The organism is Streptomyces cinnabarinus (assembly GCF_027270315.1).
In the GTDB taxonomy this organism is placed as follows: Bacteria; Actinomycetota; Actinomycetes; order Streptomycetales; family Streptomycetaceae; genus Streptomyces; species Streptomyces cinnabarinus.
The window spans coordinates 7,975,611-7,992,694 of sequence record NZ_CP114413.1 but is presented as its reverse complement, the minus strand read 5'-3'; the positions used below and the strand labels follow the sequence as shown (position 1 = coordinate 7,992,694).

Annotated in this window: 16 protein-coding genes; 10 read left to right on the top strand and 6 right to left on the bottom strand. The window is 73.1% G+C overall.

Features of this window, described 5'->3' with window-relative positions; all coding sequences use genetic code 11:
* Positions 1–76 precede the first annotated feature (76 nt).
* Positions 77–403 carry a hypothetical protein gene (locus STRCI_RS36045; protein WP_269663183.1) on the bottom strand — a complete coding sequence of 109 codons (327 nt, stop codon included), beginning with the start codon at positions 401–403 and terminating at the stop codon, positions 77–79.
* Between the two features lie 201 nt (positions 404–604).
* On the opposite strand from STRCI_RS36045, the gene STRCI_RS36040 reads away from it, so the two are divergent.
* Complete coding sequence (locus tag STRCI_RS36040) at positions 605–3,436, top strand: AfsR/SARP family transcriptional regulator (RefSeq protein ID WP_269663182.1); 2,832 nt, start codon at positions 605–607, stop codon at positions 3,434–3,436.
* 5 nt (positions 3,437–3,441) lie between these two features.
* On the opposite strand, the gene STRCI_RS36035 is transcribed toward STRCI_RS36040, so the two are convergent.
* The 3 genes from STRCI_RS36035 to STRCI_RS36025 all read right to left on the bottom strand — a co-directional run bounded on the left by STRCI_RS36035 (position 3,442) and on the right by STRCI_RS36025 (position 5,698).
* Positions 3,442–3,987 (bottom strand): sigma-70 family RNA polymerase sigma factor, encoded by a 546-nt coding sequence (locus STRCI_RS36035; RefSeq protein ID WP_269663181.1) that lies wholly within the window; start codon positions 3,985–3,987, stop codon positions 3,442–3,444.
* Positions 3,988–4,105: 118 nt separating this feature from the next.
* The gene (locus tag STRCI_RS36030) at positions 4,106–4,888 is read right to left on the bottom strand and encodes a hypothetical protein (protein WP_269663180.1); all 783 of its coding nucleotides are present in this window, start codon (positions 4,886–4,888) and stop codon (positions 4,106–4,108) included.
* A gap of 15 nt (positions 4,889–4,903) precedes the next feature.
* Entirely contained in the window at positions 4,904–5,698 is a 795-nt protein-coding gene (locus tag STRCI_RS36025; protein WP_269663179.1) for a transglycosylase SLT domain-containing protein, read from the bottom strand.
* Positions 5,699–6,193: 495 nt separating this feature from the next.
* Between STRCI_RS36025 and STRCI_RS36020 the strand changes: the two genes are divergently transcribed.
* From STRCI_RS36020 to STRCI_RS35985, 8 genes are all read left to right on the top strand, one after another.
* Positions 6,194–6,556, top strand: coding sequence for a hypothetical protein (locus tag STRCI_RS36020; protein WP_269663178.1), 363 nt, complete (start codon positions 6,194–6,196; stop codon positions 6,554–6,556).
* Entirely contained in the window at positions 6,553–6,810 is a 258-nt protein-coding gene (locus tag STRCI_RS36015) for a hypothetical protein (RefSeq protein ID WP_269663177.1), read from the top strand. The genes STRCI_RS36020 and STRCI_RS36015 overlap by 4 nt, the downstream gene beginning before the upstream one ends.
* A 74-nt stretch (positions 6,811–6,884) precedes the next feature.
* A complete protein-coding gene (locus STRCI_RS36010) occupies positions 6,885–7,190 on the top strand; it encodes a hypothetical protein (RefSeq protein WP_269663176.1) in 306 nt (101 codons plus the stop codon).
* 17 nt (positions 7,191–7,207) lie between these two features.
* Positions 7,208–7,966: a DUF8175 domain-containg protein gene (locus STRCI_RS36005; protein WP_269663175.1), complete on the top strand. Its 759-nt coding sequence runs from the start codon at positions 7,208–7,210 to the stop codon at positions 7,964–7,966.
* A gap of 1 nt (position 7,967) precedes the next feature.
* Complete coding sequence (locus STRCI_RS36000; RefSeq protein WP_269663174.1) at positions 7,968–9,200, top strand: hypothetical protein; 1,233 nt, start codon at positions 7,968–7,970, stop codon at positions 9,198–9,200.
* A 150-nt stretch (positions 9,201–9,350) separates the two neighbouring features.
* Entirely contained in the window at positions 9,351–10,844 is a 1,494-nt protein-coding gene (locus STRCI_RS35995; protein ID WP_269663173.1) for an SCO6880 family protein, read from the top strand.
* Entirely contained in the window at positions 10,841–12,514 is a 1,674-nt protein-coding gene (locus STRCI_RS35990; protein ID WP_269663172.1) for an ATP/GTP-binding protein, read from the top strand. Before STRCI_RS35995 ends, STRCI_RS35990 begins: the two co-directional genes overlap by 4 nt.
* On the top strand, positions 12,511–14,277 hold the full coding sequence (locus tag STRCI_RS35985; RefSeq protein WP_269663171.1) for a type IV secretory system conjugative DNA transfer family protein: 1,767 nt from the start codon (positions 12,511–12,513) through the stop codon (positions 14,275–14,277). The genes STRCI_RS35990 and STRCI_RS35985 overlap by 4 nt, the downstream gene beginning before the upstream one ends.
* On the opposite strand, the gene STRCI_RS35980 is transcribed toward STRCI_RS35985, so the two are convergent.
* Positions 14,225–15,403 (bottom strand): DUF418 domain-containing protein, encoded by a 1,179-nt coding sequence (locus STRCI_RS35980; RefSeq protein ID WP_269663170.1) that lies wholly within the window; start codon positions 15,401–15,403, stop codon positions 14,225–14,227. The two genes, STRCI_RS35985 and STRCI_RS35980, sit on opposite strands and share 53 nt — an antisense overlap.
* A 20-nt stretch (positions 15,404–15,423) precedes the next feature.
* A complete protein-coding gene (locus STRCI_RS35975) occupies positions 15,424–15,816 on the bottom strand; it encodes a hypothetical protein (RefSeq protein ID WP_269663169.1) in 393 nt (130 codons plus the stop codon).
* Between the two features lie 140 nt (positions 15,817–15,956).
* On the opposite strand from STRCI_RS35975, the gene STRCI_RS35970 reads away from it, so the two are divergent.
* Positions 15,957–16,985 carry a C40 family peptidase gene (locus tag STRCI_RS35970; RefSeq protein WP_269663168.1) on the top strand — a complete coding sequence of 343 codons (1,029 nt, stop codon included), beginning with the start codon at positions 15,957–15,959 and terminating at the stop codon, positions 16,983–16,985.
* Positions 16,986–17,084 lie beyond the last annotated feature (99 nt).

Here is a 17,084-nt window from a genome sequence, read left to right as displayed (position 1 = left end):
CGTCGTTCCACGGGGTCACCCCCGCCCACACAGAGTGCCACCGGCCCGTCGGCGGTTCCCTTTCGCGCTGCGGAGGCTAGCGCCGCCTGCGTACCGCCCGGGCGCGGCGGTAGGCGGTCCAGGACGCTTCCCGCTTCCAGGTGTGCCGGTGCTGGTCAGGCGGCGGGGTCCGGGGGGTGTGCGGGTCGGTGCGGCCGTGTCCCTCGATCTCCTCGGGCAGCAGCCAGAGGTTGCCGAACGGGTCCGGCTCCCAGGGGGCGCCCTTGGCCATCCGGTCCAGGCGGCGGCGCCGCAGTTCCTGGACGTGTCCCCTGCACAGGCGGGTCTCGTGGCCGGTGACCAGGTGTCCGGATGTGGTCGAGCACCAGGTGCAGGTCTCGGGCGGTCGCACGCGGGCTCGCACGAGAGAAGTCACGGTAGCCGCCAACAGGCCCGCCACGGTGCCGAGTACGAAAGCGGTGATCGGTCGGTCTCCTTCGTGGTGTCGACTGAGTCGTGTCGACTGAGTGGTGTCGACCGTGGGGAACGCCCCCGGGCCGGGCGTCTGGCAGGAAATGACGGTTCGAGCTGACGTTCGGAATTTCGACCGCTACTGTCCTCAGCCGTGGAGGAAACGGAATCAGAGCCCCTCCGGTTCTCCCTGCTCGGCCCGTTGCGGGCCTGGTGCGGTACCAGGGAACTGGCGCTGGGCTCCCCCCAACAGCGCGCCGTTCTCGCGATGTTGCTGCTGCGCCGCGGACACGCGGTCGCCGTGGCCGACCTCGTCGACGGGATCTGGGGGACACAGCCGCCGACGGGCGCGGTGCCGGTGCTGCGTACGTACGCCTCCCGGCTGCGCAAGCTGCTGGAGCCCGAGCGGGGCAAGGCGGAGCCGTTCCGGATCCTGGTCTCGGCCGGGGACGGGTACGCCCTGCGGGACGACATGTTCTCCTCCGACCTCGCCGACTGCACGCGCGCGGTGGCGCGGGCCGAGCGCCATCGCCTGTCCGGCGAGGCGGAACCCGCCCTCCGGCTGCTGCGCGCCGCGCTGGCCGACTGGGCCAGTCCCGCGCTGGCCGGAGTGCCCGGCCCGTTCGCCGAGGCGGCGCGGACGGATCTGGCCGAGCGGCGGCTGAACGCGCTGGAGTCCGCCCTGCGGACGGAGCTGGAACTCGGCCGGCACGAGGCGGTGGTGCCGGAGCTGCTCGCTCTTCGGGACGCCCAACCGCTGCGCGAGACGGTGAGCGAACTGCTGCTCGTCGCCCTGTACCGGTGCGGACGGCAGGCGGACGCGCTGGAGGTCTATGCGCGGACGCGCCGCACCCTGGTCGACGAACTCGGCATCGAACCGGGGCCGTCGCTGCGGACCCTGCACTCCCAGGTTCTGGCCGGGACCGTCCCCGGCGTCGTGGACGCGCCACGTCCGCCGGGGAGTGCCAAAGTACGTCCGTCTCAACTGCCTGCGGACCTCGCGACGTTCACCGGCCGCCGCGCCGAACTCGACTGCGCCGACGCACTGTTGACCACCACCGGCACCACCGCCACCTCCGCCATCGCCGTCATCGACGGGATGGCCGGTGCCGGCAAGACCACGCTCGCCGTGCACTGGGCCCACCGGGTCGCCCACCGCTTCCCCGACGGCCGGCTCTACGTCAATCTCCGCGGCTACGACCCCGGAGGCTGCCGTACGGACCCCGGCGACGCGCTCTCGACGTTCCTCGTCGCGCTCGGGGTGGCCCCGCAGGCCGTCCCGGAGGGACTCGACGCGCAGACCGCCCTGTACCGCAGTCTGCTGGCCGACCGCCGGGTGCTGATCGTGTTGGACAACGCCCGCGACACCGAGCAGATACGGCCGCTGCTGCCCGGGACCTCCGGCTGCCTCACGCTCGTCACCAGCCGCAACCGGCTCACCGGCCTGGTGGCCAGGCACGGGGCACAGCCGTTCGCGCTGGGGCTGCTGAGCGCCGCAGAGTCGCGGGAGCTGCTGGTCCGGCGGCTGGGCGGGGATCGCGTGGCCGCCGAACCGGAAGCGGTCGACGCCATCGTGGGCCTGTGCGCCGGGCTGCCGCTGGCCCTGGCCATCGTGGCGGCGCGGGCCGCCCTCAACCCCTGCTTCCGGCTCGCCGACATCACCGAGGAGCTCCGGGCCGGTCACGGCACCCTCGACGCGTTCGCCGTCGGCCACGACACCGGCACCGATGCCCGGTCGGTCTTCTCCTGGTCGTACCAGGCGCTGTCGCCCGAGGCCGCCGTACTCTTCCGGCACCTGGCCCTGCATCCCGGCCCGGACATCAGCACCGCCGCGGCGGCGGCGCTGGCCGGGGTGCCCCGACGTCAGGTCCGCGCGCTGCTGACCGAGTTGTCCGGGGCGAGCCTGCTCATCGAGCACGCCCCCGGCCGGTTCGTCTTCCACGACCTGCTGCGGGCCTACGCCCAGGAACTCGTCGCCCACCGGAGCGGCGCGGCGGAGCGCGACGCGGTGCTGCTGCGGATGATCGACCACTATCTGCACACCGCCCACCACGCCTCCGCCGTGCTCGGCCCGTACCGGGAGACCGTCCCCCTGACGGCGAGCACAACGGACAGCGGGCCGCTGCGGTTCAACGACAGCAGACAGGCGATCGGCTGGCTCCGCACCGAGCGCCAAGTGCTGCGCTCGGTCGTGGAGTTCGCGACCGCCCACGGCCGTCACGACCACGCCTGGCGCCTCGCCCACGCCCTGGACCTGCACTTCGACCGGCTCGGCTACTGGCACGACCTGATGGAGATCCACAAGGCGGCGCTGCGCGCGGCCCGGGCCCTGGGCGATCCCGTCGGCCAGGCGCACGCCCTGCGCGGACTGGGCTTCGGCCACACCCGCTTCGGGCACGTCGACGAGGCGCAACGGTTGCTGGGCCGGGCGCTGGAGCTCTTCCGGCAGGCGGGCGACGCCTTCGGCGAGGCCCGTACCCGGCGCGCCCTCGCCTACCAGGCCAACCAGTTGGAGCGGTACGAGGTCTCACTCGACCACTACGCGCGGGCCGGCGCGCTCTACCACTCCCTCGGCCACCGCAGCGGCGAGGCCAGTGTCCGCAACGAGATCGGCTGGACGTACATCCTGCTCGGCGATCTCGAACGGGCCCTGGACCACTGCGAGAAGGCCGTCGCCCTGCACCAGGAGGTCGGCGACCTGAGCGGTGAGGCGTCCGCGCAGGACAGCGTCGGCTACGCCCACCATCATCTCGGCGCCTACGCCGAGGCCGTCGCGCGGTTCGAGCAAGCCGTGGAGCTGTACCGGGAGATCGGCAGCAGTTTCCTGGAGGCCGACACCCTGCGCCACCTCGCTGACGCCCATCTCGCCGCCGGCGATCACGGACCGGCCCGCGAGGCGTGGGCGGCGGCCCTGGCCCTGCTGGAGGAGGGCGGCCACGCGGAGGCGGACGAGGTCCGGCGGTCCCTGCGTGAGCTGGAGTCCTGATCCCGCTACCGCACGCCTCGCTCCTCCAGTGCTGTTCGCAGACTGCGCAGGGCGTAGTACACGCGGGACTTCACGGTGCCCTGCGGGACGCCCAGCACCGAGGCCGCCTGCTGGGTGGTGCGGTCGGCGAAGAACGTCGCCAGGAGCACTTCACGGTGCGCGGGTGTCAGTGCCTGGAGGGCGTCCCGCACCACGATGGACGACAGCATCCGGTCGATGTCGTCGGCCTCGATGCCCAGTTCGCTCACCCAGGTCGCGCCGCTGACCTCCTGCGGTCGCGCCGCCCGGGTGCGGTGCCCGTCGATGACGAGGTTGCGGGCGACGCGGAACATCCACGGACGTACCGCCATCCCCTCGTCGTCCACCAGGTTCTGCTTGGTCCAGCAGCGCAGCAGCGTCTCCTGGACCACGTCCTCGGTGCGGTGCGTGTCCCCGCCCAGCAGCCGCAGGACGTACGAGTGGAGCGCCGGTCCGTGCTCCACGTACAGGTCGCGCAGGGCGCGTTCCTCCGCGGACGCCGCGCCCGCCGATCCGATCACCGTCACGTTCATGGTGTTCTCCCCCTCTGTGTGTCGGCTGGGCACGGAGTGTTGCGAGGGGCGTTCCACGTTCGTTTGACGCCGGTTGTACGGATCGATGGACGCGCAGGTCAGCAGTGCCGGAAGAGCCTCAGACGTACGCCGCGAGGGCGTCGACATGTCTGCGGACCTGTCCCACGAGTGCGGCATCGCCGGGTGGCAGCAGGCCCTGTAGGTCCAGCTGGCCCCACATGTGCAGGAGTTCACGCCCGTGCACCACGGCGGCCCGGTCGTCCTCGATCCGCTGCCAGGCCGCAGCAGCGCGTGCCACCTCCGCCGACGCCTGCCCGTCCCCGGTACCGCACCGGATCCGGGCCACCCCCAGCGCGAGCACAGTGGCCTCCCGGTGGTCGCCGCGCAGATGCGCGAGGTAGGCCTCCATCGACCGGGCCTCCAGCGCGTGCGGATGCTCGGCGCCGAGTGAGCCGGTGAGGCTCTCGCGCAGCGCGCCGGCGTCGGCGTATGCCTCATCGAGTCGGCCGTTGGTCGCCGACTCGTTGATACGGCGGATGCGTTCGGCGTGCTCGGTGGGGAGGTCGGCGACGATCGCCGGGACCTGGGTGACGGCGGCGCGGGCCGCGGCGGTGGCGCGGGCACGGGCGACCGCGGTGGCCACGGCGGAGACGGGCTCCGGTGGCTCCTCCTCGGTGTCGAGGACACGGCTCGAACCGTCCGGACTCACCTGGAGGACGAAGTGGGCGGCGCCGGAGCCGTCGTTCACCGTGGCCCGCACGGCGGCGGCGCGCTCCTGCGCGTACTGCTGCAACCGGTCCAGTACGGCGTCGTGCACCGACTGGCCCGGCTCGGGGACGAGGGGGTGTCCGTCGATCTCGGCGTGCTCCTCCTCGGTGATGTGCACCTCGAAGCGGTCCATGACTCTCCTTCCTTGTCAGGCGGAACCGGGGGTGACGCCGGGAGTCGCTCCGGCGGGCGGGGCGGCGATGCCCTCGTACTTGGCGAACTGGGCGCGGACGGCGAGGACATAGCCCTGGGCGTCGTTGGTGTTCGGTACGCCCTTGGCGGCTCGGACGGCGTCCATGCCGAGGTGGTAGCCGGCCAGGGCGAGGTCCAGGACGGAGTTGGTGGTGCCGGTCTGCACGACCTCGCCGCTGTCGATCATCTGCTGGGCCTGTTCTGCCAGTTCGCACATGTAGCGGCCCTGCGCCATGATCGAGTCCTCCGCGTCCAGCGCGGAGGTCTTGTCGTTGTCGTCGTCGTCCTCGCCGTACTGCTCGAAGATGTCGGGCGGCAGTTGCGAGATGCCCTGCTTGCCGTCCGGGCCGACCTTGGCCGCGTCGAAGCCGGACTCCTTCTCGATCTGGGACGCGATCACGATCGGGCCGATCGCACCGCACAGTTCACCGGCGTCCTCGATGGGCTCGACCAGGTCCTCGGGGACGGTCGCGGGGTCCAGCTCGCCGGAGCCGTCGCCCTGGACGGAGGCGATCACCTGGTTCGCGGTGGCCTGGTTGTCGGAGTCGCTGCCGCCGCCGCTGAAGAGCAGGATCAGCGCGATGAGCGGGGCCAGCAGCACCCCGAACCCGCCGATGATGATCACGACGATCACGGTGCCGACCAGGACGACCGGCGACAGCAGGCAGCCGCAGCCGGTACCGGCGGCGACGGTGTTGCGGACGGCTGTCGAAGTGCCGCCCTCCGGGGTGTCTCCCGTTGCGGAACCCATGGGCTCGTGCCTTCTTCCCCTCGCCTTGAACCGCTGTGGCCGGACGGCCCGTTGTGCAGTCCGACGGGCTCGGCAGATCGAAACGGGCCCCGGAGCGAATAAGTTCAAAACGGTGGAAACCAGATGAGTCAGCGCAGTGGAAGCACGAGCGAAGAGGGGGGCGGAGCGCACATGGGCACACCTTCGGCAACGCCGTCGAGCCCGTCCGGATGGGTGCGGGGGCCGAAGTCCCCTCGCCCGGCAGCACAGTCCGCCCCCGACGGCACGGCCCCGGCGCCGGCCACGGCCCCCGCCGTACAGCCCACCGCCCCCACGCGCGCCCCCGCCGGGCGAGCCGCCCCTGCCCGCCGCACCACCCCCAACCCGCCCGCCGAGCCCTCCTGGGGCGAGCCGCGGCGCGGGGTGTCGGGGCGTGGGCGGTCCCGGAGTGAGGTCGGGTGGGTTCAGGCGCATGGTGGGGCCGGGGCCACCTCGTTGGCCGAGGCGCTCGGTGGGGTGGATCTCGGGGTTCGGTGGCCGCAGCCGACCCGGGGTGAGCCGCGGCGGATCGTGCTGGTCGGCCGGACCAGCGCGCGCGGACTGCGTACCGTCTCCCAGGCGTTGGGCGCGCTGAAGGAGGGGCGCGCACCGCAAGGGCTCGAACTGCTGGGCGTGGTCCTCGTCGCCGACGCCCCGGGCCGGCTGCCGCTCGGTCTGCTGCGGAGGATCCGGGTGCTGCGCTCGGCCACGCATGTGCACCGGGTGCCGTGGATACCGGCCTGGCGCCTGGGCTCCACCCCGCGGGCCATGCCCCGGCAACTCGTCTCGCTCGCCGAGCTGGTGGGCAGCGAGGCGCGTCAAGAGGAGGCGGTGTCGTGAATCTGGCCGCCTACAGCCCGCCCGCGGGCGCCGGCGAGATCCTCGGCCTCCTCGCCTGGTGCGCCACCGCCGCCGGAGTGGCCGGCCTGCTGATCGTCGGCATCAACATGGCGATCCAGCTCAACCGGGGTGAACCCGGCGAGGGCGCCGCGCACTTCCGCGGGATCTTCTTCGTCACCCTCGGCTGCCTGGTCGCCTCGTCGGCCGGCCCGCTCGTCGCCGCCCTCGGCGACCTCTCCCTCCTCGGTCCCTGAACCCCGACACGCACCACCAGTTCCGCTCACGCCCGCCGTTTCTCGGGCAGGGCCCCTACTCCTCGGAGAACCGCATGTCATCACTGCTGCTCGAAGCCCACAACATCCTCGCCGCGGCGCCGGCCCCGGGCGGCGACATACCCCAGCCGACCAGTGACGCCCCGGACCAGCTGAAGGACAAGGTCAACACCGTCCTCGGCATAGCCGCCTGGGCGGGCACCGCCGCCGGTGTCGCCGGGGTGCTGATCACCGGCGCGATGATGGCGATCTCCCTCAAGCGGGGCGAGAGTTCGGAGCACATGAGCCGGCTCGGCATGGTGCTCGGCGGCTGTGTCCTGGTGGCCACCGCGGGCCCGCTGGTCAGCTTCGTCTTCACGTGAGTCGGCGGGCGGTCGAGATGTTCACACGCAGACAGCGGTGGGGCGACGAGCCGGAGCCGTACTGGAAGCAGCGCAGCTGGCAGCTGTCGGCGGGGTTCCTCGCCGTCGTGCTGGTGCTGGGCGGGATCGTCGCGCTGACGTCCGGCGGGAAGACCGTCGCGGACGGTGCGCGCGCGGCGGCGACCGGCCCGCTCTCCGGCGACGCCGCCCCGCGCGACGGCCGCCCGCAGGGCTGCGTCACCGACGACAGCGCCGGTGACGCGCTGCCCAAGGCCCCGCCTCAGGACGTCAGTTGGCACACGCTCGGCATCACGCGCGTGCCGGTGTCCGCCTCGGCGGGGCCCACCCGGACGACGGGGACCCTGCGGTGGTGCTTCGCGCGTACGCCCATCGGCGCCGTGCTGGCCGCCCACGTCATCCCGTCGCAGATGAGCGGCTCCGGCTGGCGGACCGTCACGGAGCAGCAGGTCGTCGCCGGGGCGGGACGCGACATGTTCGAGTTCCAGCGCTCCACCGTCCAGGACATCGACAGCGGCGAACAGACCGGCGACGCGGCCGTCGCCACCTACGCCGGTTTCACGGTGACCTCGTACAAGAGCACGGCCGCGAGCGTGAAGCTGCTCCTGCGGACCGGGCAGGGCTACGCGGCGACCACCATCGTGCTGCGCTGGAGCGGCGGTGACTGGAAGGTCCTGCCCAACGGCGACGGCTCCCTGCACACGCCGGTGACGGCCGTCCAGGGCAACACCAGCGGCTACACCCTGTGGGGGGACTGACATGAACTGCCCGACCGGGAATCCGGTCATCGACCTGATCAAGGGCTTCTTCGACTTTCTCGGCAATCCCATCGGGACGGTCATCGAGCTGATCGCGAACTCCATCCTCGCGGGTGCGATCGCGGTGTTCGGAGCCCTGATCACCGGAGTGCCGACCCTGACGGGGACGGCCACCGCCAAGGACGTCGGCAGCCAGACGCAGTGGCTGGTGGTCTACCTCGCGGTCGGTTCGCTGATCTTCGCCTCGGTCCGGATGGCACTGGAACGGCGGGGAACCGCGGGCGTGACCGCCCTGAAGGGCATCCTCCGGGTCATCCTGGTCTCGGGCGCGGCCACCACCGTCGTCACGGCCGCGGCGGCCGTCGCCGACGACTACGCCACGTTCCTCTTCAACGCGGGCGCCAAGGCGCAGTTGAGCAATGTCGGGGCCTGCAAGAGCGGCGAGAACGTGGAGTCGTTCCTGCTGCTGATCCTCGCCTTCCTGCTGCTGATCTCCGGGATCATCCACACCATCCTGATGTACATCCGGCTCGGCGTGATGATCCTGCTGCTCGGCACCCTGCCGGTGGCCGCCGCCGCCTCGATGACCGACTGGGGCGCGGGCTGGTGGCGCAAGCACATCGGCTGGATGATCGCCTGGCTGCTGTACAAGCCCGCGGCGGGTCTGGTGCTGTACTCCGGGTCCGCGATGATCTCGCAGGGCGGTCAGGGCGGTGACATCAACGAACGCATCGCCGGTATCGGCCTGATGCTGCTGTCCGCGGTCTCGCTGCCCGCCCTGCTGAAACTCGTGGTGCCCGCCACGGCCGCCCTCGGCGGCGGCAACCCCGTCTCCGGCGCGCTGTCGGCGGCGGGCGGCGCGCTGGCGACCGGCGCCCGCTCGCTGGGCGGCGCCGCCGGCGGCACCGGTGGACAGGCGGGTGGCGCCGGGCCGAAGGGGCCGTCCGGCGCCGGCAGTTCGGGCGGCGGCTCGCAGGGCGGCGCCCCCGGACCCGGCGGGCCCGCGGGCGGCAACGGTTCGAACGGCGCGGGCTGGGGTGGTGCCGCGGGTGCCGGTGCGGGCGGCGGCGGCTCGGGAGCCGCGGCCGGTGCGGGCCGGGCGGCAGCCGCGGCCGGGGGCCCGGTCGGTGCCGCGGTCACCGCGGCGGTCACCGCCGCGCAGATCGTCGGCAGCACCGCCGCGGGCGCGGTGGACGGCGCCGACGGCGACCTGGGTCACAACACCGGCCGGTGACCCGGGCGGCGGTGCCGGACGGACCCGTACCGAGGGCCCCGGCCCCGCCGCCCTCCAAGCGACTGCCGAACTCCCGCTTCCCCCCTGGGAGTTCGGCGGTCTCGCCGACCCTCCGAACCGATCATCCTCACGAAGGGAAACCGGACCCTCATGTCCACGGAAGCCGTCACCCATCCGACCTACGGGAACTGGCGCCGGCCGAGGCGGCCCGGGCTCGGACCACTCGGTCTCGTCGGCACCTTCGGTGTCTTCGGCGGACTGGTCGTCACCCTGCTCGCCTCACTGATCTCGCTGTACGCCGCGCTGATCGTGCTGGTCCCGGTCGTGGTGTTCCTGGTGCCGCTCGCCATTCGCACCCAGGACGGGCGCAACGTCTACCAGTTGATGACCCTGCGCGTCGGCTGGTGGCGCCGTAAGGCCAAGGGGTCGCATCTGTACGTCTCCGGGCCGCTGTCCGCCCGGCCGGGCGGCCGGTTCCGTCCGCCGGGCCTGCTCAACAAGGTCACCTCGACGGAAGGCCGGGACGCCTACGACCGGCCCTTCGGCGTCCTGCACCACCCGGCCCGCAACCTGTACACGATCGTCCTGGGCTGCGACCCCGACGGCGGTGCCCTGGTCGACCCCGACCAGGTCGACGTCTGGGTGGCGCTGTGGGGCGAGTGGCTGGCCCGGCTGGCGCACGAACCCGGGCTGCGCGGCGCCTCCCTGATCGTGGAGACCGCCCCCGACCCGGGAACCCGGCTCGCCCACGAGGTGCTGCCCCGCATCCACCCGGACGCGCCGCCCGCCGCGCGCGCGGTGATGGAGGAGGTCGTCGAGCGCTATCCCACCGCGTCCTCCGAGATGCACACCTACGTCACCCTCACCTACGGCGTCCCGCCCGGGCAGCGGCGCAAGCCGGAGGATGTCATCTCCGACCTCGCGATCCGGGTCCCGGGCCTGCTCAGCGGGCTCGTCGCGGCCGGTGGCGGCTCGGCGTACCCGCTCTCGGCCGAGCGGATCGCCGAGGTCGTGCGGGTCGCCTACGACCCCGCCGTCGCCGCCGATGTGCTCGACGCCCGCGCCCGGTACGGCGGAACGGGCCTTGAGTGGGACGACGCGGGACCGGCCGCCGCCGTGGAGACGGTGAACAGCTACCAGCACGACTCGGGGGTGTCCCGGACCTGGCTGCTCACCCTGGCGCCGCGCGGCACGGTCCGGTCCTCGGTGCTCAGGGGCATGCTGGAGGCGGCCCCCGGCACCCGCCGCAAGCGGGTCGCGCTGATCTACCGGCCCATCGACCCGGCCACCTCGGCGCGGATCGTCGAGGCGGACCGGCGCAGCGCCCAGTTCATGGCGACGTCGGGCCGCGGCATGGTGCAGGCCCGCGCGGCCTCCGAGATGCGGGCGGCGGAGCAGACCGCGGCCGAGGAGGCGTCGGGCGCCGGGCTCGTGGAGTTCTCGCTGATGCTGACGGTCACCGTCGACAGCGCCGCCGAGCTGGCCGACGCGAGCGTGACGATCCGCAATCTGACCGCCGCCTCCCGGGTGCTGATGCGGCCCGCCGACCGGATGCAGGCGGCGGCGTTCACCTGCACGCTGCCCGCCGGGATCCTCCCGTGGGAACAGACCCTGATCCCGCACGAGTTGCAGGAGGCGCTGTGAGCCGCCGGAGCGAGGAGCGGAAGGCCGAACAGGCCGACCGGCTGGCCGAGAAGCAGGCGCGCGAGGCCCTGGCCTCGGGCCTTTCCGAGCGGTCCGGGCTGGACCCGTCCTGGACGCAGAAGCCCGTGAAGCCGGGAAAGAAGGGGCGGCAGGCGAAGACGGACAGCGACAAGGCCCGCCCCAGGCAGCCGTACGTCCCGCCCCGCGGATGGCTCGGCCCCGGCGGCGGACGCGTCGGCTACATGGATCCGCCCACCATGTGGCGGGCCACCACCGTGCAGGCGTGCGGCATGTGGCCGTTCGCCGCCGGTTCCGGCTCGCCCATGACCGGCGTGCCGCTCGGACAGCACCTGTTCACCGGCGCCACGGTCTGCGGCGACCCGCTGAACTGGTTCACCCGGGCCCGCTACATCTCCAACCCCTCGCTGTTCATGCTCGGCATGCCGGGCCTCGGCAAGTCCACCCTCGTCAACCGGATGCTGATCGGGCTCGCCGCGACCGGCGTGGTCCCGCTGGTGCTCGGCGACCTCAAGCCCGACTACGCCGACACCGTGCGGGCGCTCGGCGGACAGGTGATCTCCATCGGGCGGGGCCGGGGCGGCATCAACGTCCTGGACCCGGGCGCGATGGGCGAGGCGGCGGCGCGGATCGGCGGCGAGGCCGGCGAGGTGCTCAAAGCGGAGACGCACGGGCGGGTGCTGAACATGGTCGCCGCGCTGATCACCATCGTGCGGGGCCGTCCGATGGACGACCACGAGCAGTCGGTGCTCAGCGCCTGCCTGCACCATCTGCGCGAACGCACCCCGGTGGGCGGCACGGTCCTGCTGCCCGATCTGCTGCGCGTGCTCACCGAGGGCCCCGACCGGGTCCGCGCGGTCACCCTGGACCGCGGCGACGACACCCGCTATCGGGACGCCGTCGACCCGCTGCACCGCTCCCTGCTCGGCATTCTCGACGGCCCGCTCGGCGACACCTTCGCCTCCGAGACGTCCACCCGGATCAACCCCGGCGCGCCCGCCGTGTGCATCGACATCTCCGGTATCGGCGAGGCCGACACCCAGCTGACCGCCGCGGCGATGCTCGCCGCCTGGTCCGACGGGCTCGGCACGGTGGCCGCCTCGCACGCCCTCGCGGACGCCGGACTCGCGCCCCGGCGCTGGTTCTTCACCGTGCTCGACGAGTTGTGGCGCCCGCTGCGCGCCGCCTCCGGCATCGTCGACCGCATCGACGCGCTGACCCGGCTCAACCGCTCCCTCGGCCTCGGCGACGCCAAGATCACGCATACCCTCAAGGACGCCGAGGCGCTGGGCACCGACTCCGACCGGGCCAAGGCGCGCGGCTTCGTGGAGCGGGCCGGGATGGTGGTGTGCGCCGGACTGCCGCGGGCCGAGATGGAGGAGCTCGGCAAGGTGGTGGGGCTGTCCCGGCGGGAGATCGAGCTGGTGTCGTCCTGGTCCTCGCCGCCGGGCTGGGGTGTCTCCGGCGAGCACGAGGAGCCGCCGGGGCGCGGCCGTTTCCTCATCAAGGTCGGCGGCCGGCCCGGCATCCCCATCAAGGTCGCCATCACCGACGCCGAGCGACGGCTGCACAACACCAACACCCGCTGGACGCCCAACGAGGAGAGCGTCGAACAGGCCGTGGCGCGGGCGAACGGGGGGTGGACCGTATGAGCGGCCCGCGCACCGGCGGCGGCTACCACGAGCAACTGCCGTGGGCCGTGGTCGCGCTGGCCGGCACCGGCCTGACCCTGTTCACGGTCGTCTGGTCCGGCGGCACCCTGGGCTCAGGTCTGACCGGCCACGGATTCCACGCCCCGCCCTTCGCCATGTCCACCGTCGTCCGCCTCACCACCGACGGCCCGGCCGCGCTGTGGCCCACGGCCCCGGCCGCCGCCGTCTACGCGGGCATGCTCGGCCTGCTGGCGCTCCTCGCGGCACCCGCCGCCCTGGCCGTACGGTTCCTGATGGAGCGCGCCGCCCGCCCCAAGGGCCTGGCCGGGCGCCGTGAGCTGGCCGCCATGTGCCCCAAGGGCATCGAGGCCCGCGCCCGTGAACTGCGCCCCAGTCTCAAGGGCCGGGAACAGCTCCGCCCGGACGAGACCGGCAACCTCCTGGGCGACCTCGACCCCAAGGGCCCCGAGCTGCGCAGCAGTTACGAGGACGTGGAACTCGACCTCATGGCGCCCCGGGCGGGCAAGTCCACCGGCATCGCCGTCCCCCGGGTGCTGCGCGCCCAGGGCGCCGTGCTGCTCACCTCCAACAAGTCGGATGTGTACGCCGTCACCCGCGCCGCGCGCGAACAGGCGGGCACGGTCTGGACGTTCGACCCGCAGGGCATCGCCCACTCGCCGCGCGCCATGTGGTGGGACCTGCTCGGCGAGTGCCACACCATCGAGGGCGCCCGTCGGCTCGCCGGCCACTTCGTGGCGTCTGTCAACGACGACACCGCGAAGAAGGACTTCTGGATCTCGGCCGCCCAGAACACCCTCACTGCCCTCTTCCTCGCCGCGGCGCGCGGCAAGGCACCCGTCGTCGAGCTGCTCGGCTGGCTCGCCGACCCCGCCGACCGCACCCCGATCGACCTGCTCCGTGAGGCGAAACTCGTCGCGATGGCCGAGCAGTTGCAGGGCACGGTCCGCGGCGCCGTGGAGACGCGGGACGGCATCTATGAGACGGCCCGCCAGACCGTCTCCTGTCTGCTCGACCCGGAGATCCTGGCCTGGGTCACCCCCGACCCCGAGCTGCCCGAGTTCCTCCCCCACCAGCACGTGCTCGGCACGGACACCCTCTATCTGCTGTCCAAGGACGGCGGCGGCTCGGCGGCGGGAGTCATCGCGGGCCTCGCCGACGCGACGATGCGGGCGGGGGTGGTCGCCGCCGAACGCATGGGCGGCAGGCTCGACCCGCCGCTGACCGCGGTCCTGGACGAGGCCGCCAACGTGTGCCGGATCTCCGATCTGCCCGACCTCTACTCGCACTTCGGCTCCCGCGGCATCAACGTCGTGACCCTGCTCCAGAGTTACCGGCAGGGCGCCCGGGTGTGGGGCGAGGTCGGCATGGACGCGCTGTGGAGCGCGGCCACCGTCAAGCTGCTCGGCGCGGGTCTGGACGACGCCGACTTCGTGCAGAAGATCTCCACCCTCGTCGGCCAGCACGACGTACGCACCCCGAGCGTCTCCCGCAGCAAGGACGGCACCTCACGCTCGTACTCCTACCGCCAGGAGGCCGTTCTGCCGCCCGACCGGATCCGGGCCCTGCCCAAGGGAACCGCCCTGCTCCTCGCCACCGGAGTCCGGCCCGCCCTGATCCGGCTGCGCCCCTGGTACAAGGAGCCCGGCGCGGCGGCGATCTCGGCGGCGGCCAAGGCGGAGACGGACGCGATCACGCGGCGGGCCGCAGCCCGTCTGCCGGGTGTGACCCTCGGGAAGCGGTAGGGCGCCCCGCCAGGGTGACGGTACGCAGCAACAGCTCGACGGGCCCGTACCGCACCCGGCTCATCAGCTGTGCGCCGACGGTGAGTTGGGCGCCGTACAGCAGCACACAGCCCGCGAGGACGGTCGCGGGGCCGACCCGGTCGTAGAGGCCGAGTCCGTAGCCGGTGAAGACGCAGGCGAGGACCAGGGACTGGGTGAGGTAGTGGGTGAGTGCCATCCGCCCGGCGGCGGCGAGCAGGTGGGCCGCCGTCGGGCGCACGGCGTCGAGCAGCAGGAGCAGCCCGCACGCGTACGACGCCGTCAGCGCCGGCGCGGTGAGGACCGCTACCGCTTGTCCGACGTAGAACCACCGGTTGTCCAAGGGCCAGTTCACACAGCAAGCGGTGACCACGCCACCGGTCAGGCCGACCGGCAGCCACCGTACGACGATCCCGCGCAGCCACGGCCGGTCCCGCCCGCGCCGCTCCACGAGCCGGGTTCCGGCCGCAGCGAGCCCGGCCAGGAAGGCGGCCAACAGGTCGGGCGCGTACAGGAGATCGGCGCCGATCGCCGACGGCAGGTCGCGGAGATGGGCGCCCAGGACGGACAGGGGGTCGCCGCGGTGTGCGGCGACGGAGTCCGCGATCCGAGGGGCGTAGTGGTCGGGGGTGAAGGGCTCGGCGAGCGCGACGGTGAGCAGTCCGTAGCCGAGCAGGACGACCGCGAGGCCGACGATCAGCGCGGCGGCGAGGCGCAGGGCGATGCGCGGGGCGAGGCCGCGCAGGCCGTACAGGACCAGCGACAGGACCGCGTAGGTCATGAGGATGTCGCCCGGGTACAGCAGCACGGCGTGGGCGGCGCCGAGCGTGAACAGGCCTGCCGCGCGCCGTAGATGGCGGGGCGCGAACGCGGCGCCCGCGCGGCGCGCGGACCGCTCCTGGAGGACGAAGCTGTAGCCGAACAGGAAGGAGAACAGCAGATAGAACTTGGTGGAGACCAGCGCGGTCACCGCCCAGGCCGCCGCCCGGTCCAGCCCGGAGGCCCCCGGACCGCCGCCGGACGCCGCGTACGGTCCCGCCATCATCAGGGCGTTGACCAGGAGGATGCCGAACAGGGCGAAGCCGCGCAGCACATCGAGTTCGCTCACGCGTGAGGACCTGTCCGGCTTCATGACGCCACCACGACGCCGGTGCCGAAGCTCAGTGTCGAGGACAGGAACCAGCCGAACGACGGCGCCAGCAGATGCCGCAGCGTCCACAGCCGGGCCGCCGTCGGCCGGGCCCGCGCGTAGACGACGGTGATGTGTCCGCCGACCGGCGGCAGTCCGCACAGCGGCCCGTACCGCCCCGGATCGAGCACCAGGTGCCGCCCGAGGTGGTCGGAGAACACCACCAGGCCCCCGTGCCGCCGGTCGGCCGCCGCGCGGGCCGCCACCACGCCCGTCACGCGCAGTCCGCGCAGCCACAGGCGCACCGCCGCCAGCGAGGCCCGCAGGGCCAGCAGCAGAAAGCCGAGGCCGCACCCCGTGCACAGCGCCAGCAGTAGCAACTCCGCGTCCATACAAGCCCCTTCCGCGTCCCGTCCGCGCACCCTTCGGCAGCACAACGAGCCTCGGGCCGGGCCCGGTTCAGCCGCCTTGAACCGCCGGACGGGGCGGGCGCGTTGTGCGAACGACCCATGACGAAGGGAGCTTCAGCCGGATGAGCCAGACAAGACGGACGGCGGTGACCCTCACCCTGGCCTGTGTCCTGACGGCGACGTTCCAGCAGCCCGTCCGCGCAGAGCCCGGTGCGCCCTCGACCCTCCCCGAGGTGCGGGCCGAACTCCGGCGCCTGTACCGGGACGCCGAGCGGGCCACGGAGAAGTACAACGCCGTCGACGAGAAGGTGACCCAGCAGGAGAAACGCGTTCGCACACTCGCCTCCCGAGTCAGGGCGGCCGAGCGGAGACTGGGCCGTCTCACCTCGCTGGCCGGGGCCGCGGCCCGTGCCCAGTACCGGTCCGGCGGCGTGCCCGCCGAGGTGCAGTTCGTCCTGGCCGGCGATCCCGAAACCGCCCTGGACAACGCCTCCTTGGCGCGCCGGGCCCAGCAGTCCACGGAGGGCGTCCTGACCGCTCTGGCCGAGACCCGCGAGGATCTGAGCGCCCGCAAGGACGACGCTTCGGAGGAGCTGGACGGCCTGCGGTCGAACCGTCGCTCCATGGCCGCCGAGCGCAGGACGATCGAGAAGAACATCGCCGCCGCCCGGAAGGTGGAGTCACGCCTGAAGGCGGAGGAGCGCAGGAGACTGGCCGCACTCGAGGAGAGGGAGGCCGACCGGGCGCAGGCCGAGTGGGAGCGCACGGGCATCCTCGACCAGGTCGGCACCGAGGCGACCCCGGCCGGCCGCAAGGCCATCGCCTACGCCACCCGACAGCTCGGCAAGCCCTATGTCTGGGGTGCCGAGGGCCCCGACTCCTTCGACTGCTCCGGCCTCACCTCCCAGGCATGGCTGCACGCGGGCGTCACCATCCCCCGCACCTCCGAGGAACAGTGGCGCCGGCTCACCCGGATCCCGGTCGAGAACATGCGCCCCGGCGACCTGGTCATCTACTACGCCGACGCCAGTCACGTGGCGATCTACATCGGCGACGGCGAGGTCATCCAGGCCCCGCGCCCCGGGCGGTGGGTGTACGTGTCGCCGGTGGCGTCGATGGAGATCCTGGGGGTGGTGCGGCCGGACGCCTGACCCGCCTCGGGCGACAGCTCGAATCCCGGCGGCAGCGGGAGCAGTCCGGCGGGCAGCGGCACCTGCGGAGGCCGCGCTGCCCGGCCGGACTGCGGCGGC